General features: G+C 35.3%; 22 protein-coding genes. 7 read left to right on the plus strand and 15 right to left on the minus strand.

Translation table 11 applies throughout. The annotated features are described in order from the left end of the window. Nucleotides 1-112: 112 nt before the first annotated feature. The 3 genes from J4050_RS12550 (at nucleotide 113) to J4050_RS12560 (ending at nucleotide 2,516) form a co-directional block, all read left to right on the plus strand. Nucleotides 113-562, plus strand: coding sequence for a type I restriction enzyme HsdR N-terminal domain-containing protein (locus tag J4050_RS12550; RefSeq protein WP_208154938.1), 450 nt, complete (start codon nucleotides 113-115; stop codon nucleotides 560-562). Next, nucleotides 563-1,555 (plus strand): glycosyltransferase family 2 protein, encoded by a 993-nt coding sequence (locus tag J4050_RS12555; RefSeq protein ID WP_208154939.1) that lies wholly within the window; start codon nucleotides 563-565, stop codon nucleotides 1,553-1,555. A 103-nt stretch (nucleotides 1,556-1,658) separates the two neighbouring features. Continuing rightward, the gene (locus tag J4050_RS12560) at nucleotides 1,659-2,516 is read left to right on the plus strand and encodes an OmpA/MotB family protein (RefSeq protein WP_208154940.1); all 858 of its coding nucleotides are present in this window, start codon (nucleotides 1,659-1,661) and stop codon (nucleotides 2,514-2,516) included. 55 nt (nucleotides 2,517-2,571) lie between these two features. Here J4050_RS12560 and J4050_RS12565 read toward each other — a convergent pair whose 3' ends face one another. The 5 genes from J4050_RS12565 to J4050_RS12585 all read right to left on the minus strand — a co-directional run bounded on the left by J4050_RS12565 (nucleotide 2,572) and on the right by J4050_RS12585 (nucleotide 8,385). Further along, nucleotides 2,572-4,611 (minus strand): vWA domain-containing protein, encoded by a 2,040-nt coding sequence (locus J4050_RS12565; protein WP_208154941.1) that lies wholly within the window; start codon nucleotides 4,609-4,611, stop codon nucleotides 2,572-2,574. A gap of 24 nt (nucleotides 4,612-4,635) precedes the next feature. Next, complete coding sequence (locus tag J4050_RS12570; RefSeq protein WP_208154942.1) at nucleotides 4,636-5,238, minus strand: vWA domain-containing protein; 603 nt, start codon at nucleotides 5,236-5,238, stop codon at nucleotides 4,636-4,638. A 90-nt stretch (nucleotides 5,239-5,328) separates the two neighbouring features. Continuing rightward, nucleotides 5,329-6,411: an AMP-binding protein gene (locus J4050_RS12575; RefSeq protein WP_208154943.1), complete on the minus strand. Its 1,083-nt coding sequence runs from the start codon at nucleotides 6,409-6,411 to the stop codon at nucleotides 5,329-5,331. A gap of 1 nt (nucleotide 6,412) precedes the next feature. Beyond that, complete coding sequence (locus J4050_RS12580) at nucleotides 6,413-7,348, minus strand: CPBP family intramembrane glutamic endopeptidase (protein WP_208154944.1); 936 nt, start codon at nucleotides 7,346-7,348, stop codon at nucleotides 6,413-6,415. After that, a complete protein-coding gene (locus J4050_RS12585; protein ID WP_208154945.1) occupies nucleotides 7,345-8,385 on the minus strand; it encodes an o-succinylbenzoate synthase in 1,041 nt (346 codons plus the stop codon). The genes J4050_RS12580 and J4050_RS12585 overlap by 4 nt, the downstream gene beginning before the upstream one ends. A 59-nt stretch (nucleotides 8,386-8,444) precedes the next feature. On the opposite strand from J4050_RS12585, the gene J4050_RS12590 reads away from it, so the two are divergent. Further along, nucleotides 8,445-9,356 carry a sterol desaturase family protein gene (locus J4050_RS12590; RefSeq protein ID WP_208154946.1) on the plus strand — a complete coding sequence of 304 codons (912 nt, stop codon included), beginning with the start codon at nucleotides 8,445-8,447 and terminating at the stop codon, nucleotides 9,354-9,356. Between the two features lies 1 nt (nucleotide 9,357). Continuing rightward, nucleotides 9,358-10,152, plus strand: coding sequence for an SDR family oxidoreductase (locus J4050_RS12595; protein ID WP_208154947.1), 795 nt, complete (start codon nucleotides 9,358-9,360; stop codon nucleotides 10,150-10,152). On the opposite strand, the gene J4050_RS12600 is transcribed toward J4050_RS12595, so the two are convergent. Genes J4050_RS12600 through J4050_RS12610 form a run of 3 tightly spaced genes read right to left on the minus strand, consistent with a single transcriptional unit; the run spans nucleotide 10,153 to nucleotide 12,625 of the window. Continuing rightward, a complete protein-coding gene (locus J4050_RS12600) occupies nucleotides 10,153-10,827 on the minus strand; it encodes a metal-dependent hydrolase (RefSeq protein WP_208154948.1) in 675 nt (224 codons plus the stop codon). It lies immediately after the preceding gene. 37 nt (nucleotides 10,828-10,864) lie between these two features. After that, the gene (gene menA / locus J4050_RS12605; RefSeq protein ID WP_208154949.1) at nucleotides 10,865-11,770 is read right to left on the minus strand and encodes a 1,4-dihydroxy-2-naphthoate octaprenyltransferase; all 906 of its coding nucleotides are present in this window, start codon (nucleotides 11,768-11,770) and stop codon (nucleotides 10,865-10,867) included. Between the two features lie 15 nt (nucleotides 11,771-11,785). After that, nucleotides 11,786-12,625: a 1,4-dihydroxy-2-naphthoyl-CoA synthase gene (locus J4050_RS12610; protein ID WP_208154950.1), complete on the minus strand. Its 840-nt coding sequence runs from the start codon at nucleotides 12,623-12,625 to the stop codon at nucleotides 11,786-11,788. A 134-nt stretch (nucleotides 12,626-12,759) separates the two neighbouring features. Between J4050_RS12610 and J4050_RS12615 the strand changes: the two genes are divergently transcribed. Beyond that, nucleotides 12,760-13,137: a hypothetical protein gene (locus J4050_RS12615; RefSeq protein WP_208154951.1), complete on the plus strand. Its 378-nt coding sequence runs from the start codon at nucleotides 12,760-12,762 to the stop codon at nucleotides 13,135-13,137. 24 nt (nucleotides 13,138-13,161) lie between these two features. Here J4050_RS12615 and J4050_RS12620 read toward each other — a convergent pair whose 3' ends face one another. The 5 genes from J4050_RS12620 to J4050_RS12640 form a co-directional block, all read right to left on the minus strand. Beyond that, the gene (locus J4050_RS12620; RefSeq protein WP_208154952.1) at nucleotides 13,162-13,992 is read right to left on the minus strand and encodes a CvfB family protein; all 831 of its coding nucleotides are present in this window, start codon (nucleotides 13,990-13,992) and stop codon (nucleotides 13,162-13,164) included. 115 nt (nucleotides 13,993-14,107) lie between these two features. Then, nucleotides 14,108-14,446 carry a DUF2853 family protein gene (locus J4050_RS12625; RefSeq protein WP_208154953.1) on the minus strand — a complete coding sequence of 113 codons (339 nt, stop codon included), beginning with the start codon at nucleotides 14,444-14,446 and terminating at the stop codon, nucleotides 14,108-14,110. A 102-nt stretch (nucleotides 14,447-14,548) separates the two neighbouring features. After that, nucleotides 14,549-16,309, minus strand: coding sequence for a 2-succinyl-5-enolpyruvyl-6-hydroxy-3-cyclohexene-1-carboxylate synthase (gene menD, locus J4050_RS12630; RefSeq protein ID WP_208154954.1), 1,761 nt, complete (start codon nucleotides 16,307-16,309; stop codon nucleotides 14,549-14,551). A gap of 33 nt (nucleotides 16,310-16,342) precedes the next feature. Beyond that, nucleotides 16,343-17,464 carry a chorismate-binding protein gene (locus J4050_RS12635; RefSeq protein WP_208154955.1) on the minus strand — a complete coding sequence of 374 codons (1,122 nt, stop codon included), beginning with the start codon at nucleotides 17,462-17,464 and terminating at the stop codon, nucleotides 16,343-16,345. A gap of 3 nt (nucleotides 17,465-17,467) precedes the next feature. Continuing rightward, nucleotides 17,468-17,893, minus strand: a complete 426-nt coding sequence (locus J4050_RS12640; protein ID WP_208154956.1) for a PaaI family thioesterase — start codon at nucleotides 17,891-17,893, stop codon at nucleotides 17,468-17,470. A 44-nt stretch (nucleotides 17,894-17,937) separates the two neighbouring features. Here J4050_RS12640 and J4050_RS12645 point away from each other — a divergent pair, with 44 nt between their 5' ends. After that, nucleotides 17,938-18,576, plus strand: a complete 639-nt coding sequence (locus tag J4050_RS12645) for an alpha/beta hydrolase (RefSeq protein ID WP_208154957.1) — start codon at nucleotides 17,938-17,940, stop codon at nucleotides 18,574-18,576. A gap of 81 nt (nucleotides 18,577-18,657) precedes the next feature. Here the strand turns inward: J4050_RS12645 and J4050_RS12650 are convergent, their stop codons facing one another. Next, nucleotides 18,658-18,978: a YtxH domain-containing protein gene (locus J4050_RS12650; protein WP_208154958.1), complete on the minus strand. Its 321-nt coding sequence runs from the start codon at nucleotides 18,976-18,978 to the stop codon at nucleotides 18,658-18,660. 73 nt (nucleotides 18,979-19,051) lie between these two features. Next, nucleotides 19,052-20,170, minus strand: a 1,119-nt coding sequence (locus tag J4050_RS12655) for a tail fiber domain-containing protein (RefSeq protein WP_208154959.1), incomplete at its 5' end; no start/stop codon positions are given.

Consider the following 20,170-nt stretch of genomic DNA (forward strand, 5'->3'; position numbering starts at 1 on the left):
TTTAGATTTCATCCAATATCCAAAACCGTGTAGTTACACTTCATTACAGGTTGAAAATTATTAATCGTAATTTTGCAACTTAATATTCAACTGTAATTGTTTAAATATTTTTGTGCAAAAGTTAAATTTCCCCCCTTTCGACTACCGTTTCAAAAGTACTGAAAATAACACATCCATTTTTGATGTCATTCGCAAAAAATTTGTAGTGCTTCAGCCAGAGGAATGGGTTCGCCAACATTGCATACATTTCCTTTTAAAAGAAAAAAAGTATCCTAAATCACTGATTAATGTTGAAAAAGAACTCTATATCAACGGATTAAAAAAACGTTATGATATCGTAATTTATAATAACAATGGTAGTTTACACTTAATTGTAGAATGCAAAGCTCCATCAATTAGGATTAGTCAGAAAACATTTGATCAAATTGCACAGTACAATCTTGCATTAGATGCGTCCTTTCTAATGGTAACCAATGGAATAAATCACTATTATTGCCAAATAGATAATAACTTAGAAAAGTATGTGTTTCTCAAGGATATACCCAACTATCAAAGCAAATAAATGTATCTAAAAGAAGATATAGCGATCGTTATCTTAAACTGGAATGGAAAACAACTCCTAGAGCAATTTCTACCTTCTGTAGTACAGTATTCAAATGACGCTAAGGTATATGTAGTGGATAATGCGTCAACAGATAACTCTATACAATTTATAAAAGTTAATTATCCAGAGGTTAACATCATAAAACACAATAAAAATTACGGGTTTGCAAAGGGCTATAACAAAGCTATAGAATTTATTAGCGAATCTGTTCTTTGCTTACTTAATAACGATGTTGAAGTTACTCATAAATGGTTAGATCCTATTCTAAATGCTTTTAATAGTGATAATACTATTGGTATTATTCAGCCAAAATTATTAGACTATAACAATAAGCAACGCTTTGAGTATTCTGGAGCCGCAGGTGGCTATATTGATAGCTATGGTTACCCCTTCTGTAGAGGACGCGTCTTTGATTACATAGAAGATGACAATGGTCAATACAATGATACAAAAGACATTCTTTGGGCTTCTGGTGCTTGCTTTTTTATTAAAAACAGTGTTTATAAAAAACTCAATGGTTTTGACGACTCATTTTTTGCTCATATGGAGGAGATTGATTTATGTTGGCGCGCCTTCAATGAGAACATTAAGACGCTATATGTCGGAACTTCGGAAGTCTATCATGTTGGCGGTGCTACATTAAATAATCAAAACCCTCAGAAGACTTACCTTAACTTTAGAAATAGCCTTTACACTCTAGTGAAAAACACGGATAGGTATCTTCTTGGGAGACTTTTTCTAAGAATGGTCTTGGACGGAATAGCAGGTGCTCGCTTTTTATTACAATTTAAACTCTTGCATTTCGTGGCGATATTAAAAGCCCACGGAAGTTTTTATCTTAATTTTTCTCGATTATTAAGACAGCGCAAACAGTTGAATAGACGCTCGAACTACTATAAAGTTAACTCTATTGTTTGGTCTTATTTTATTAAGAAGAAAACCTTGTTTTAGCTGTTTATAAAACTTTAAAAAAAATTGTTAATGACTATAGGTGAAAATTATCTTTTGTCTAACTTTGAGTAGTTTTTATTAACTGTTAAACCTAAAATAAATTATGAAAAAATTGATAGTACTAAGCGTTTGTTCTATGGTGCTTTTAGCATCTTGCGTGTCTAAAAAAGAGTACGCAGCGCTTGAAGCAAGACAACAAGAAACGCAAGATTTACTAAATAGCGCTACCGTAAAATTAAATAAGTGTCTTTCTGATGCCGCCGCAGCAAATGCAAGAGTAGAGACTATGAAAGATCAATTAGCTGATATGCGTAGAAGTAACGAAGCTCTGATAAAAAACTCTCAGGATATGACAGAGCTTACTACTCAAGGAGCAAAGAACATTGAATCAACTTTAGAGAGTCTCAAAGAGAGTAACTTAAAAATAGCACGCTTACAAGACGCATTATCTAGAAAGGATAGCGTAACATTAGCACTTGTTACAAGCCTAAAGAAAGAAGTTGGTATCAATGACCCAGATATTGAAGTCAACGTAGAGAAAGGTGTAGTTTTTATCTCGATTGCTGACAAACTCTTATTCAAAAGTGGTAGTTATAATGTAACTACCCGAGCTAAAGAAGTGTTAGGTAAAGTGGCTACAGTAATCAAAGGAAAGCCAAATTTTGAAGCTATGGTAGAGTCTCATACAGACAACGTTTCCTATAGTAAACCTCCATTATTAGATAACTGGGATTTGAGTGTTAAAAGGGCGACATCTGTAGTTAGAGTTCTTGAAGACCTAGACGTAAATCCCGAAAAATTAATTGCTGCTGGTCGTAGCTCTTATGTACCCTTAGTTCCAAATGATACTGCAGCAAATAGAGCTAAAAACAGAAGAACAAGAATTATCGTTTTGCCTAAGATTGATGAGTTTTATGAAATGATAGAAGAAGAAATGAAAAATCTAGCTGAAGGAAACTAGGTCCTGGCCATATAAATAAAAAACCAAGGCAATTTGCCTTGGTTTTTTTTTAACATTATTGTAAGTTCTGATGGGATTTAATTAACCTAATAAACTCCGAACGATATCCATTTTCATCTTTACCTCTGCCCTTTTTTGCTAAATCAACAACCAATTCTATAGACGTATTATTAAAGTATTTAGATTTTCTTAAATGCATTCCAAATAAAGCAACAGCTGAAGCAAAGTTCATATCTGCTGAAGGCTCACTTATGTTTGTGTTTTGTACATGCACCATTTCAATGCTCTTTGTAGCGTCTGGCTTTTTGTATCTAAACTTTACAGTAAATAGCTCATCTAAATACTTATCGCTTGACCTATTGTCCGTATATTTTAAATTTGAAACGGCTTTAACATAATCCGTTATAATACCCACAGGCACAACCTCATATAATGCTGTTACGGTATGTCCGCTTCCCAATTCTCCAGCGTCAATGGTGTCGTCAATAAAATCTTCATCGTTTAGCAATCTGTTTTCATAACCAATAAGCCTGTAGGCTTGCACCTTATTAGGATTAAATTCTACTTGAATCTTAACATCTTTGGCTATAGTGTACAGGGTGCCACCAAACTCTTTGCCAAATACTTTTTGGGCCTCTTGCATAGTATCTATATAAGCGTGGTTGCCATTACCCTTGTCCGCAAGAACTTCAAGTTTTGAATCCTTATAATTGCCCATACCAAATCCAAGGACTGACAAAAACACACCAGATTTGCGTTTTTCTTCAATAAGCTCTTCCATAGCGGTATCACTTGAAGCGCCTACATTAAAATCGCCATCAGTCGCTAAAATAACCCTGTTATTACCGTTCTTTTTAAAGTTTTCTTGAGCTAATTTATAAGCTAACTCAATACCAGCACCACCAGCGGTAGAACCTCCAGCTCTTAAATTGTTAAGCGTACTAAGTATTTTCTCTTTATTATTACCAGATGTAGGCTCTAAAACAAGACCTGCAGCACCAGCATAAACAACAATTGAGACGTTATCTTGTTCTCGTAATTGATTAACCAACAATTTAAAGGCCGATTTTAAAAGTGGTAATTTATTTGGGCTGCCCATGGAACCAGACACATCAATTAAAAATGTAAGGTTAGACGGTGGTAATTTAGTATTGTCATAAGACTTACCCTGTAAACCGATCCTAACCAACTGTGTATCCTTATGCCAAGGCGTATTTACCACCTCGGTATTTATGGAAAAGGGATGCTTATCTATGGGCTGCGGATACTTGTAGTTAAAGTAATTAATCATTTCTTCAATTTTTACAGCATTAGGATTTATAGCCTGACCATTGTTTATTAAACGTCTTATATTACTATAAGAGGCCTTATCTACATCAATTGAAAACGTAGATAATGGTGAATTTTGAGTGTGTTTAAATTCATTTTCTTGAATCTTACTATATGCTTCATTGAGAAAATCTGACACTAAGCCAAAATCAACATCGCCGCGCTTTCCTCTTGTAGTTGCGCAAACAACACCTATTTTACCTTCATATCCAAAGGTCTTTCTACCTTGTTCAGCATCTAAAATTTCTAAACTTCTTACTTTTTTGGTTTTTAAGTTATTAAATTTTTCTTCTGAAATTGGTTCACCGTTGAGCACGTATAACGGTTTAGAAATATCTTGAGCTTCTGAAATCGACCCACTCTCCTTAATTTTTCTTGGATTTATGACTAATCGCTCTGACATTTTAATATTCATCTGTCGACTTCTATAATTAGGACCTGTTGTATAACCAGTAACAACCACTTCTTCTAATCTGGCATCAGGTTCCAAAGCAACATCATACCTGTTGGGATTACCAATTGTAATTTGTGCTGTTTTTAAACCAACATATGATATTTCCAAAATATCTCCTAAATGCACATTGAATTTATAGTTCCCGTCAAAATCTGTTTGAGTTCCGTTTGAAGTACCTTTTATGGTTACGTTAGCTCCTGGTAATGGTAAGCCATCCGATGCCATGGTAACTTTTCCTGTAATTTCCTTTTGTTGACTGTGTATAGACAAGCTCAACACAGTGAATATCAATAATAGATTGATTGTTTTCATAATGTTTGTTTTTAATAATTTGTTTTAATCTTTAATGACTTTAATAATCTCTGGCAAAAGCGCAATAGCCGTTAAGACGACGGCATTACCTCCTCCTTTTGTTTTTGGTTGGGTTGCAGTAAAGTTTTGTGTATTTACAGGAGGCTTTCCATTGGGATTTCTAACCAAAACAACATAATTCTGTCCTTCTTCTAAGTAGCTCTCCTTAGCCAGTTGGTAAGCCAATTCAATACCATCAGCGATATTATCATCTGGTCTAATGTTAGGGCTTTCAATACTACTAAGCAGTAACTTAATATTTGAAGCTTGAGTGTTTTGAAGTATTATACCATTTTGCCTTCCATAGCAAACAATGGTTATATAATCTTTGCTGTTGAGCTTTTCGGATAGGAATTTAATTCCGTGCTTTAATACTGTTTTATCTTCCGTATTAAAGAATGAATTATGGGTTTCAAATAGAAATGTAAGATTTTGTGGAGCTACAGTGTCTGAGACCTTTGTTGTATGATTAACCACATAATTAATAAAATTATCAATGGTAATAGATTTCGTTTCAATGTTTTGTTCTTGAGCTCTCACCAATAAAATTGAACTCAATGAAAAAAGAATGGTTAATAGCGTTTTCATCACTGTAGTGTTTAAAGTTTATATAAAACTATAAACCACTATGCCGACAAAAAAAGGCTATTGAGTGAAAAGGCTATTTGAGTGAGTTAACTACTTAAGAGCTTTGGAAATGGTCTTTTTACGTTGTATTTTACCATTTATGGTTTCCACAAATTTGTCAATGGCATACACTTTTTTTGGGACGTCAAAACGCGTAAGCCCTTTTAAGTGCTTAATTCTGTTGTGAATACTTTCTATAGAATCTCTTGGATTTTCAACAATTAATATCAGCCGCTCACCTAACTCATCGTCTGGTTGCCCTGCTACGATAAAACGCTCATCTATGACTGAGTGTAATTTCTCTTCGATTTGTTCAGGAAAAAGTTTAACACCACCAGAGTTAATAACATTATCGTATCGTCCAAGCAAATTAAAACTGGCTTTAGATTTTAAATCAACTACATCATTAGTTATTAATTCTTCATCAACCAATTTTGAGGCATTAATAATGAGGCAACCTCGCTTATCTTGACTAAAGGTAACGTTTGGCAGCGCCCTAAATAATGGTTCTCCCTTAGAAACTTTAGATTGAAGCTGTCTTACCGCAACATGTGTAACCGTCTCAGTCATGCCATAGGTTTCAAATACCTTTGAATTACATAATTTAATATCATCTAACAACGGCTCTGTAATCTTTGCGCCACCGACTATTATTGTTTTAATATTTTGAGTATACTTAATGGTATGACTCAATTGCAAAGGAATCATGGCACAAAAATCGTACTCCTTTTCGTAATCGAATATTGGATGGCTACTAGGTTCAACACAATCTATCTCCAATCCTAGAATCATAGCTCTTACTAACATCATCTTTCCGGCAATGTAATGACTCGGTAAGCAGTCTATTGCTGTATTTCCAGGCTCTAAACCAAAAAAATCTCCCGTTGCAATGGCAGAATTAACCATAGCTTGTTTCTTTAACCTAACAGCTTTCGGTTGTCCAGTAGAACCCGATGTATTCACTACTAAATAATCATCATCATTTAACCAATCAATCAAAAAGTTACCTGTCGTCTTTTCGTACGTTTCACCTTCCTTAATTAGACTATAAGCAACCTCTTTTAAATCTTCGTGACTGAAATGAAGACCATTGAACTTAAACCGGTTGTGAATTTTATTATACTGAGGTGTCATACTATTCTATGATTTTATAATTCTCTTGAACAGGTTCTTTCACTTTACCCGTTAAACGCTCCTTCCAATCACTCCATTTATAGCGCTTTGCTAATATCCAAAGCATAATTGGGTATATAACGAGAACAGGAACCAATAAGTCAGAAACTAAGCCCATAGTAGGATCGGCCGTGCTTTTAAAAATAGCATCGGTTTGCAAAGCAGTCCAATCTGCTGTTACCAAAAGTGAACCAATTAAATTATTACCCAAATGGAAGCCTAAAGCCAATTCAAGTCCGTCATCCATTAAGGTCATTATGCCTAACAAGAAACCGGTACCGATATAGAAAATCATCATTTTAAAGAAACCGATATTGGCAACTTCTGGATTAGCACTATGGGCAATTCCAAATAAAACAGATGTTAAAACAAGGGGAAACCACTTATTCTTAACTATAACCCCTATATGCTGCATTAGAAATCCTCTAAACAGATACTCTTCTAAACCTATCTGAAATGGGAATAAAATAATACCTATTAAAAATAAAATAGCAAATTTACCTAGGTTAAATTGAAATATAAGTTCAGAAGAATCAACGGAATAACCTATTAAGAATGAGCCCACAGTAAATATTGTAATCATCATAAAGGCAAAAAATACGCGTCCTAAATCTACCTTAGCCCTAACGGTTGTAAGAGATAATATACTACGCTCATGCATATACCTTACCAATAAAAACAAAAGACCTAATAAAGGCACAAAAAGCACCAAGTTTACAAATAAGGAGACACTATTGGGCATTTGCTTCATTAAATCGTATGCTGCATCTAACTCCGATGGATCTGTTGTTAAGTAGAATATAAAATTGAATAGAAAAACACCTCCAACTAGAAATGCAGTGATTAAAACCATCCAAATTTCTCGTCTTCCTTTATAGGCTAATTGTATATAATTCATTTACTAAGATTAAAATTCCATGTTTTATTAATATCGTATTGCAAAGTACCATTTTTTACTGTTAATGGCGAATCGAAATTATTGGTAAACAACCCACCTGTACCTAAGCCCTGAGGCATTGTGTTTTTTAGGGTATAGGTCCATTGGGCAATAGCATTTAGTCCAATATTACTTTCTAAAGCACTAGTAATCCACCATTTAATATTAAGACTTTCAGAGATATCAATCCATTCTGAACTTCCTCGGTAGCCACCTATTAAGCTTGGCTTAAGAATGATGTATTGTGGTTTAATTTTTTCTAAAAGCCTTAGCTTGGTTTTAACATCAAACACTCCTATCAATTCTTCATCTAAAGCAATAGGCAAAGGTGTATTTTCGCACAGCTCTGCCATAGCATTAAACTGTTTGGGCTGGATAGGCTGTTCAATGGAATGTAAACTGTATTCCGATAATAAATTAAGTTTTTCTAGAGCTTCATTGGGTTTAAAAGCTCCATTAGCATCAACACGTAATTCAATGTCAGAAACAGAAAACTCCTTTCGGATTGATTTAAGTATATCCAATTCTGCTTTAAAATCTATAGCTCCGATTTTTAATTTTATACAATCAAAGCCAGCTTCAATTTTTTCTTTGATTTGCCGGCGCATAAAGGCTTCATCTCCCATCCACACTAAACCATTGATGTTAATACAATCAAATCCTTTTGTAAAGGCTGAAGGGAATAAGCTAAAAGGACTCTGAGCGCTAAGAGATTTAAAAGCCATCTCTAATCCGAATTGAATACTTGGCCATTCCATCAACTCATCTCGAAGCTTCTCATAACCTAAATCTATATTATTACACACCCAAATTAGTTTATCTTCATAACCATCTCTGTCATCTACAGATAAGCCCTTCAATAAACCACACTCACCTATTCCAATTTGGTCATTTTCTTTAAGTACAATAAACCATGTCTCCTTGGATATCATAACACCTCTAGAGGTCCCACTTGGTCTTTTAAAATTGAGAATATAACGTTGGTAGGTTGCTTTCATAATCGATATCAAAATTACTTAATTAAATTTGTATTTTAGGTCACTGATATTTTAAGATTATGCCAAATTTCCCTAACATAATTCTTTACGCTATTCCATTTTTTATTGTGGCTATGCTGTTAGAACTATATGCTACCACACGAGAGAATTATAAGGCGGTAAAAGGTTATGAACCAAAGGATGCGTTCTCCTCCATTGCAATGGGCTTAGGGAATGTGATATTAGGTTTTGGCTCCAAGGCATTAGTGTTATTAGCCCTATTTTGGGTTTATGATAATTTTAGAATTTTTACAATCCCTATTGAATGGTGGTCCTTCATTCTAATTTTCTTTGCAGATGATTTCTCTTATTATTGGTTTCATCGTATTTCTCACGAATGTCGTTTGTTTTGGGCATCTCACGTAGTGCATCACTCTTCACAACATTATAATCTTAGCACAGCATTACGCCAAACTTGGTCTGGAGGATTCTACACGTTCATTTTTTGGCTATGGTTGCCATTACTCGGGTTTCATCCTGCAATGATATTGTTGCAAATGAGTATTAGTTTATTGTATCAATTCTGGATTCATACAGAAGCGATTGATAAAATGCCATCTTGGTTTGAGGCTGTTTTCAACACACCGTCTCATCATCGCGTTCATCATGGAAGCAACCCTATTTACTTAGATAGAAATCATGCAGGTATATTGATTATTTGGGATAAGATTTTTAACACTTTTCAACCAGAGATAAAGGAAGAAAAAGTGGTTTACGGTCTCGTGAAAAATATCAATACATACAACCCTATAAAAATTGCTTTTATTGAATGGTGGTATATGTTTAGAGATGCTTTTTTAGGCAAAAAATCCATCAAGGAAAGGTTTAATTACCTCATTAAACCTCCAGGTTGGCGGCATGATGGCCAAGGCAAAATTAGCTCAGATTTGAGAACAGAATGGTTGTCTAGTAAAGAACAAAAGACTTCCTAAAATGACATATTACAAGCATAAAGTTATTTGGATTACAGGAGCATCTTCTGGTATTGGTAAAGAGCTAGCATTACAACTTTCTGAAATTAACTGTAAATTAATTCTATCCTCCAGACGAGAAAATGAATTGCAAAAAGTAAAGGATTTGTGCACTAATCCTAATAATATAAGTGTAATTCCGCTGGATTTAGCTGAACATGACTCCATGGCTTCTCTTGTAGATAGAGCTATTGCGGAGTTTGGCAAAGTAGATATTCTAATTAATAATGGTGGTATAAGTCAACGTTCACCAATCATCGAAACCACTCTAGAGGTAGACCGCCAACTCATGGAAGTTGATTATTTAGGAACCGTAGCACTTAGTAAAGCAATTTTACCTTTTTTTGTGAAACAGCAATCTGGACATTACGTAGTTGTTACAAGCCTAATGGGTAAGTTTAGTTCGCCATTTCGTTCTGCCTATTGCGGTGCAAAACATGCCTTACACGGTTTTTTTGATGCATTGCGATTAGAACACGATAAGGACAATATAAAGGTAACCATGATTTGTCCTGGTTTTGTTAATACCAATGTAGCGCGGAATGCCCTAACAGCAGATGGTCGTCCACAAGGCTTTCAGGATGAAAAGACCCAGAACGGATTAAAAGTAAATACATTTGCTAGCCGAATGCTAAAAGCCATCTCAAAACGAAAGTTTGAAGCTTATATAGGAAAATTTGAAATATTTGGTGTATTTATTAAACGTATATCACCTAGACTTCTGCATTACATGGTAATGCGAAGTAAAGTGAGATAACTAAACATCCATACTCGCACCAATTTCCAATAAAATCAAGCGTTTTAGTTTAGAATCGAATTTTGCTTTAGCCCTTGGCTTATCAATTTCAATGTACCCAAACGTATCATAATGTACACCTAAAACACGATCACAATCTACATATCTCGCTGCTTGAATGGCATCCTCTACTCCCATAGTAAAGTTATCTCCGATTGGTAGAACAGCTAAATCTAAATCGAATTGCTTTCTTATTAGACGCATGTCATAGGTGAGAGCAGTATCTCCGGCTATGTAAATCGTTTTTTCAGATTCAATTATAAATCCACCTGGTTGACCTCCGTAGCTTCCATCAGGAAAAGAAGAGGTATGTACAGCATTAACGTATTTTACTTTACCAAAATCAAATTGCCAGGCTCCGCCATGATTCATAGGATGACCTTTTAACCCTAATTTTTGATAGTGAACAACAATCTCATAATTAGAAACAATTACGGCACCTGTTCGTTTTGCAATGGCTTCCACATCCAAGGTATGATCTTGATGTGCGTGAGTCACTAATATATAATCTGCCTTTAAGCTGTCAATATCAATATGAGATGCCTTTTCATTGCCAGTAATGAAGGGATCTACCAGAATATTTATATCCTTAATTTGAATACCTAAACAAGCATGACCGTAATATGTTATTTTCATGATAAATGTTTTTAAATCTTATTATAGTTGACTAAAATTAATATAAAATATAGCCAATACCTAAAAGTAATGAAAATAGAAAGGTTGATAGCGCAAGTACTTTTAGTTGACTATCGAAATCCTTGGCCTTTTTTGCTTTTCTAATTTTTGATAAATGCAGGCCTAAAGGAACAAATGCAATTAAAAATAAAAAATTATAAGGCTCTACAAAATAGAACAGTGAAAACATCAATGTAATTAGCATTGCACCTAATATGAGTGCATAATGGTACGTTTTTGATCGTTTCAAACCAAGTTTAACCGCAAAGGTTACTTTACCGACTTTTTCATCAGACTCAATATCCCTCATATTATTGAGGTTTAAAACACCCACACTTAGCAGCCCTAAGGCTACTGCAGGCATAAGCACAAGATGATCCACCTTATGCATATACAAAACATAACTTCCAATTGTACTTATTAGTCCAAAGAAAATAAAAACGAAAACATCGCCAAGGGCTTTATAACCATAAGGTGAATCACCCATTGTATAATATAATGCCGCATAAACCGATAGTCCTCCAAGCGCAACGAATAATAATAGGAATAAAAAATTAGTAGGACCAAAAGCTGCCCATATAAGAGATATGGTTAGAATAATGATAATAACAATATTGAACTTAATAGCCTCTAGCATTTCTTCAGGTGAAATAACACCACTTTGAATAGCCCTCTGAGGTCCGACCCGATCTTCATTATCAGTACCTTTTACGCCATCGCCATAATCATTCGCTAGGTTCGATAAAATTTGCAGACTTATTGTTGTTAAAATAGCCAATACCAAAACCCACCAACTAAATTTGCCGTTATAATAGGCAAAACTAGTTCCTAAAATAATACCAGAAACAGAAAGCGGCAAGGTTCTTAAGCGCATGGCTGAAAGCCAAGGTCCAATCTTTTTCATTCAACTAAATGAGATTTAGGGAATCCATTTTTTATCGAAATTAGGTTTACGTTTTTCTAAAAACGCATCTCTACCCTCTTTAGCTTCGTCTGTCATGTAAGCCAAGCGCGTAGCTTCACCAGCAAATACCTGTTGACCAACCATACCATCATCGGTTAGATTCATGGCAAACTTTAACATTTTAATGGAAATTGGCGATTTTTCTAAAATTTCTTGAGCCCATTGAAAAGCTGTTTGCTCTAAATCTGCATGAGGAATCACAGCATTTACCATACCCATTTCAAAGGCTTCTTGTGCGGAATAATTTCTGCCTAAAAAGAAAATCTCACGTGCCTTTTTCTGACCAACCATTTTTGCTAAATAGGCCGAACCATAGCCGCCATCAAAACTTGTTACATCTGCATCAGTTTGTTTAAAAATGGCATGCTCTTTACTAGCTAAGGTTAAATCGCATACAACATGAAGGCTATGACCTCCTCCAACGGCCCAACCAGGAACTACGGCAATAACTGCTTTTGGCATAAATCTGATAAGACGTTGAACTTCTAAAATATTCAATCTGTGATAGCCATCTTCACCAACATAACCTTCCTTTCCTCTAGCCTTTTGGTCACCACCGGAGCAAAAGCTCCAAACACCATCTTTAGATGAGGGGCCTTCTGCACTGAGCAGTACAACTCCTATACTTGTATCTTCATTAGCGTCATAAAACGCGTCATAAAGTTCAGAGGTTGTACTAGGGCGAAAAGCATTTCTAACATCTGGTCGATTAAATGCTATTCTAGCAACTCCGTCACATTTCTTATAAGTAATATCCTTGTAAGTTTTAGCAACTTTCCAGCTGATTTGGTTCATTGTTTTCAAGAATTTAAGTGCAAAAGTAAGGAATTAATAATAATGATGTCTACCCATTTTTTTCGTTTGTAATGTTGCCCCTAGAGACTATTTTTGCCAGCGATTTTAACAACGTTTAAGCCAATCTGTAAACGATGACAACTGAAAATTTTCAGAAGTACGAAACAAGTCTTGGGACTGTATATTTTTTCAATAATTATTTTATTGCAGAATTTAAAGAAGGTATAAATATAGATTTCTTTAATTTTCAAGAAATCCATGAATTAGTGCATAACAATTTTGGTAATTCGCCATTTGGATTTATATCAAATAGGATTAATTCTTATTCTATTGATTTAAATGAAGCTCAACTCTTTAATGAGTCTTACCCCAACCTAAAAGCATATGCTGTTGTTGCCTATAAGGCGTTTACTGAAAGAGTTTTTGAATTAGAAAATAGGTTTTTTCAGTTCCGCAGACGAGTCTTCAAAGACATTGACAGCGCAGTAGCATGGGTTGAGAGCCAATTATAGTAAAATCAGTTAATAACTCAACTACTATTTTAAATAGATACCATTGTCCTTTATTTCTATCTGTCGATTTTTGTAAAGGGTGCCAATCGCTTTTTTAAAAATCTTCTTACTCATTTGAAGTTGCTCCTTAATGGCTTCTGGACTAGATTTATCGTGTAATGGTAAAAAACCGTTGTTATCGGAAAGTTCGTTAAGAATCAACTGTGCATTGGGCTCTATATTTCTGTAGCCTATTTGTCCCAATGATATATCTAGCTTATTGTCGTTACGTACTTTTTTTACGATACCCTTAAGTCGATCACCGATTTGGATATCTTTAAAAATATCATCCTTGTAAATCAATCCCAAGTGTTTTTTATTAACAATAACATTCATGCCAATTTCAGACGGATGAGAGACAATTAAATCCACTTCATCAAATTTAGCGACTGTTAATTCCTTATTGTCTAAAAATCTATTGGTTTTACTTGAAGCCACAAGCCGTTCTGATTCTTCATCTAAATAGCAATGCACAAGATACCAACCTCCGGCCTTCATCTTAAAAGCTTGTTCTTTAAAAGGGCAAAATAGTTCCTTGACCAAACCCCAGTCTAAAAATGCACCATATTTATTAATCTGGTTACAACGTAATAAAGCAAAGCCTCCTCTGATAATAAAAGGGTTATCCGTTGTAGCAACTGGTCGCTCTTCATTATCGAGATAAACGAAAACTTTAATCTTTTCTCCAATCTCAAAAACCTTTGGGACATATCTATTAGGAAGTAAAACCTCGTTCCCATCTGCGTCACCCAGAAACAATCCTGGTTCAGTGTCCCTTAATATCTCTAATTCTGAATATTCCCCTAGTGTAATCATACTGTAAAGGTATTTAAATAGAGTTTTAATTTTGCAAATTATTTCATTAAATATAGCGCATAAAAAACGCCATAACTTCTGAAAGCATGGCGTTATTATTACTAAAAATTTTAGCTTAATAGACAGAAGCCTTATTAAAATGCTTTACCAACAAGTAATAAACTACAGCTCTATATTTATTTCTGTTAGATTGTCCATAAGTTTCCATTACCGATGCAATGGCGCCATCTAAATCGCTACTTTCAGAAAGGCCTAATTTTTTAATTAAAAAATTATTTTTAACAGTGGCCAACTCTTTCTCGTCAGAGCCTGAAACTGTTGATGAATCCGCATTATAAATTGAAGGCCCTAAACCTATAACTACTTTAGTTAGCAAATCCATATCTGCAGTAACTCCGCATTTGTCTTTTAAATCTGCTGCATACTTTGTAATTAACTCGTCTCTTTTACTCATTTTATTATGTTTTAAAATTAATTTTTTACGCTAATAAAGATAACTAAAAATAAGACACAATAATATGAAACGGGTCACCTTTTTAGAGATTGACACCAGGTCTTACCTAATAAAATTGAAGTATTCCAGCAGAATTTCATCATTCCTTTTAGATGGCGTAAAAACCTCGAGAAGTTTAGGTCCATTTCCAGTTGTGTAAAACGACTTGAGGCAATCGTCTAAATCAGAATTACTTTTCGCTTCTAAATATTCGAATCCATACATAGCGCAAAGTTGTTTTGCCGTAAGATGGTGTTTAGTTTCAAAATAAGTGTTGAAATTTGCAGTGTTTTTATGTCCAGGAAGAATCCTAAAAATGCCTCCTCCTTCATTATTAATAACTACAATTCTAAACGAATTAGGTATGTAATTATTCCATAATGCGTTACTGTCATAGAAAAAACTCAAATCACCAGTAATAAAAGTTGTTCTGTCCTCCGATGCAACAGCAGCACCAATAGCCGTGCTTGTACTACCATCTATGCCACTTGTTCCTCTATTACAAAAAACCTTAATATCCTTTCTAAGCTGAAATAATTGCGTGTACCTGATGGCAGAACTATTCCCAACCTGAAGAAAACTGTACTTAGGAAGCGATTTTAGTAATATATTGAAAACAGAAAAATCAGAAAAAGGAATCGTTTCTAAATATGCATTATGAGCTTTTCTTCGCTTTGACCGAACTGTAAGCCAACGACTTTTATAGTTACTTTTTACATGGTGTGTAATCAAGGAAAAAAACTGACTAAAAAACGCATTAGGTCTCACCTTAAAATGCTTCTCCAAACAAAAGAAAGTATCATTAGCATTAAAAAGACTAATATGCCAATGGTGCTTTGGTTTAAATTCCCTTAAAAAGGCTTTGATTTTTTTAGATACCACCATACCACCAAATGTCAGTAAAATATCTGGCTGCAAATCTTTAAAATCTTCTCTGTTTAGAGGTGCAATTATTTTATCAATTCCAGGGAAAAAGTCGGAATGATGCAAATTAGAGGTTGTCTCTGTGAAAACAAGAACACTATCGTCATTAGCGATTTCAGTAAGCCATTGCTGTTCAACGGTATTTGGTGATAATTCTCCAACTAATATCATTTTCCTTTTGGCATTTTGCCAAATATCTGCACAAGACTTTAATTCAAATTCGTTTATATGTCCTTTTGCCTCTTCAAGTTTATAAGGTTTGGGATGAATAATAGGTTCTTGCAATCGTTCGTACAAGGGTTCGTCAAATGGTACATTGACATGAACAGGACCAGATTTAATCTCGGAAATACTTAAAGCCTCATGTAATTCGGTTTCATTGTAGGATTGAATATCCTTTTGTAACCCTAAAAACCGTTCAAGTTTGTTCTCTATAGACTTTAATACCGGAATCTCATCGGTTATCTTATTGTTAGCCTCTGCGCGTAAGTCTAATTTTAAATTAGCCGAGTAATGTACATGCTCACCATAAACGTTTTTTTGTTTAATAGTTTGGCCGTCTCCTATGTCCACTAAGTGCTTAGGTCTATCTGCAGATAGTACCACTAAAGGTATATTGCTATAAAAGGCTTCTGAAATTGCAGGATAATAATTTAGTAAAGCGCTGCCACTTGTGCATACTAAAGCTACCGGTTTTTTAGTTTGTTGGGCAATCCCTAATGCAAAAAAAGCAGCACAACGCTCATCTACAATACTATAGGAGGTAAAAAAATCATCGTGCGTAAAGCCAATAGTTAATGGGGCATTTCTACTACCTGGAGAAATAACCACATTAGAAATACCATGCCATTTGCATAAGGCAACAACGGTTTGCGCTAATGGAATTTTAGAGTAATTCATCAGCGTGCAAAGATAATGAATTACCTCTGCGTTTTATCTTAAGATTGTACTAATTGTCTCGGCCTTATTTTGAGTTTCTTCGTACTCTTTCGCAGGGTTAGATTCCTTGGTTATTCCACCTCCAACATAAATGAATGCACTATCATCTTTAATTTGCATACAACGCAAATTCACATAAAAATTAGAAAATGTTTTAATCGCTCCGTAGGCATTATTCTCTACATTTCGTCTATTCGGATTTCTTGATACCGATTTTTTAAGGTTGAGCTCTCCTAAAAAGCCTGTATAATACGCTCTGTCATAACCTTCATTATTCAAAATAAATTCTTTGGCGCGGTCTTTAGGAAAACCACATACAGCAGGCGTTGGATGTAATGCTTCAACTATAGAAGTTAAGTTAGAATTAGATGATATTGTGCTAATTAAACGGGTTTTGAGGTGCCAAAGATTACCTGCTCTTATAGATTCCACTTCTGAAATTTTAGTGCTGCTAGTAAATGGAGCAATTTGTTGTGCTAAAAAGTCGGTTACAATTTGTTGTTCGTCCAACTCTTTTGGTGTCCAAGTTGGTTTCTTGTCTGGCTCATAAGGCTGAGTTCCTGCTAACGAAATAGCAGTAAGTTGCTGCCCTTCTACTTTAAATAGAAGTTCTGGAGTAGCACCAAGCCATAATCCTACTTTAGGATGATACCAACAATAAACCATGGCATTTTTATAGGTGTTAAAAAGGCGCTTAAATATTTCAATAGGCTCAAATTGTTCTAATTGCGTCTCTTGTACTCTTGATAATACGACTTTATTAAGATATCCTTCTTCTATATAGTTCAGCCCCTTTGAGACTAAAGACTCATGCTTTTTTTTATCCGTAGATTCTAATGTTCTATTTGCTTTAGCTGCGGACACAGATTGAATATAATCAATTTCCAAACTTCCATATTCGCAATCTAATTTTGGAAATAAAATTGGCGGTTCCTTTAAATCAAAGGGTGCAAAAACAAAACCACTTTCACTAAAGGAATTTGTTTTATGCAGAGCATCATCTTTTTGAAGCCAAAACTTTATTATAGAATTAATAGGACGACTGTAAACAACGAAAGGAAGTTTATTCTCTAGTTGTTTTTCCAAAGCTTTAAAAAACGCGTCTACCTTTGGCATTACCTACTTTTTTTTAGGTAATGAAATGGTAGATAACCGGCAAATGGATATTAAGTTATCATCATCGTCCGTAACTCTGATGTCCAATAACTGAGTGGTTCTACCTTTGTGTAAAAAAGTTGCTTTAGCATAGACAAAACCTTCTTTTACACTCTTAAGGTGATTAGCAGTAACCTCTAATCCACGTACAAAATAATTTTCAAGATCTGTGAAAATATGAGAGGCAAAACTGCCTACGCTTTCCGCTAGAGCCGCAGTTGCACCTCCATGCAAGACTCCGTCTGGTTGATGAACTTTTGAGGTCACTGGCATTCTAGCAATTAAAAAATCGTCACCATAATCTACAATTTCAATCTCTAAAGTCTCCATTAGGGTATCCTTGCTTACCTTATTAATTCTGGCTAAAAACTCTTCTTTAGATGATTGCATATAAAACACTATTTTTAAAGTCGTTTGCAAAGATACTTAGAATAATGAATTCCACAGAAAAAGAAATATCCTATACAAGCACCAACTCTTACTCGACCTTAAATAAGGTATCCATAAACACCAAAAGGGTTTGGTTGGTTTGTCACGGTATGGGGTATTTAAGCCGCTATTTTATGAAGTATTTTAAAGCTTTAGATTCGGATGAAAATTACATTATAGCACCACAAGCACCTAGCAAGTACTATCAGCAACCTTCAATGCATGTTGGTGCCAACTGGCTTACTCGAGATAATACCTCTCTAAGCATGGACAATGTAATCAATTATTTGGATGCGCTATTTAAAGCCGAAGAACTTCCTGTAAAGGATAAAGAATTTATTGTATTAGGTTATTCGCAAGGCGTGAGTGTAGCAATGCGCTATTTGGCCAAACGTCAAATTCAATGCGATAAATTAGTTATACACTCAGGAGGGATTCCTAAAGAATTACACCCAAAAGATTTTTACTACCTAAAGCCGCATGCCAAAGTTTTTCTTGTTTACGGAATTCAGGACGAATACCTAACCAAAAAGCGAATGGATGAGGAACTAAATAGGGCTAATGCCCTTTTTCCAAGCTGTCTTGAGATTAGGCCTTTTAAAGGTAAACATATCGTAAATATTGATTTTATCAATACTCTATAGATGAGTATATCTGAGCAATAATCGACAAAGAATTACCTCTTTTTTTGATGATACTCTTAAATTTTTATTCTGAAAAAAGATTTAGTTGGAGTGCTGAAAGGATTTGTTCTTTTCTTTTAAAATGGCAAGTTGTTTCTCTAAATATGTAATGGCCGAATCTGCCTTCTTACTGGCCTTAGCCGTAAACGCTTTCATTTCATTTTTTGCCGATGCTTTTCCGGAAGAGGCTGCCTTGGAGAGATTGTCTTTGACCTCTTTAAAGTCCTGAGTAATCTGATCTTTTACCGCATGACCTTCTTTTTTCAATTTTTCTCGTGTATCGCTACCCTTTTCAGGGGCTAATAATACACCAACACCCGCTCCGATAAGTACACCAAGTACTATAGCTCCTTTATGAATCATAATTCGTAATTTTATATTCCTGTATCTATAGGTATACGAAGCTACACTTTTGTTACAAAAAAAGCTTATAACCCTATTCTTCAGCTAATTGAGCTCTTACCAGTGTCATTAATTCGTTCAACTGTGCTTTTAATTCCTTATTTTCTTTTTCAAGGGAATTAAGTTTAGAATTCAATGCCTTAATAGATTGCACATAAAGCGCATCATAAGTTCCGTAAGCTGTTTGGTAAAAGCCCTGATTATCTAAACTTACATTCTCAGGAAATACCTCCTGCAATTCCTGAGCTATAAAACCATATTGAAGGCCTTCAGGACGATTGGTTCCGGTTTGATTGTCGTTCCATTCATAGGAAACGCCACGCATTTGAAGTAATTTATCTAAGGCCTCTTCTTCACTAAAAGTCTCAATATTGGTTTTTAGACGGCTATCGCTATTGGCTAACCAGTCACCAGCTGCATTTTTAGAGGCATTACCTTCTACTTCTAAGATATTGGTTACCGGAATCCTTGACAAACCTAATCTTCCATTTTTCAATAAGGTCATAGCATTATTTGGAGAATTATTTGCGACCACGAAGAACCGATCAGTTGCATTGAATACAGTTGTACTTGCAGGAGTGTATACAGCGCTTTCATAGCCAATAACAGTCTCAGCAAAGGAATACGCAGTAACATCCGTACCAATGGCTTTAGATTGGTTTCCTAATGCTGTCGTACCATTACCTATGGCTACAGCATATTCTCCAGAAGCATCTGCACCTCCTAAAGAAATAGCAGCATTACCTGAAGCTGTGCCTGACCATGCAAATGAGATATCGCCTCCTGCAACACCGCCATAATACGCTATGGAAGAATCACCAGATGCCTGCCCTAGCGAAAACGCTGTAGCGTTATCTCCAGAAGCATTGGCATTATTTCCCAGTGCTAGTGACCCTGTACCACTGGCTGCAGCATTATTTCCCATAGCAATAGCATCAGCAGCTGAACTAAATGTATTATTCCCAAAAGCAAGTCCTCTCGTAGCTGCAACATTGGTACTGCCGCCTTGAAGCGCAATTGAAAATTCGCCGCCAGCATCGGCACCTCCAAATGAGAGGCCGCCATTTCCACTGGCAGTTCCTTGCCAGGCTAAACTATTGGCTCCCCCTGCATTTCCTCCTGCAAAGGCCGTGGCCGTATTTCCTGAAGCTTG

Source organism: Winogradskyella pelagia, assembly GCF_017581965.1.
Classification (GTDB): Bacteria; Bacteroidota; Bacteroidia; order Flavobacteriales; family Flavobacteriaceae; genus Winogradskyella; species Winogradskyella pelagia.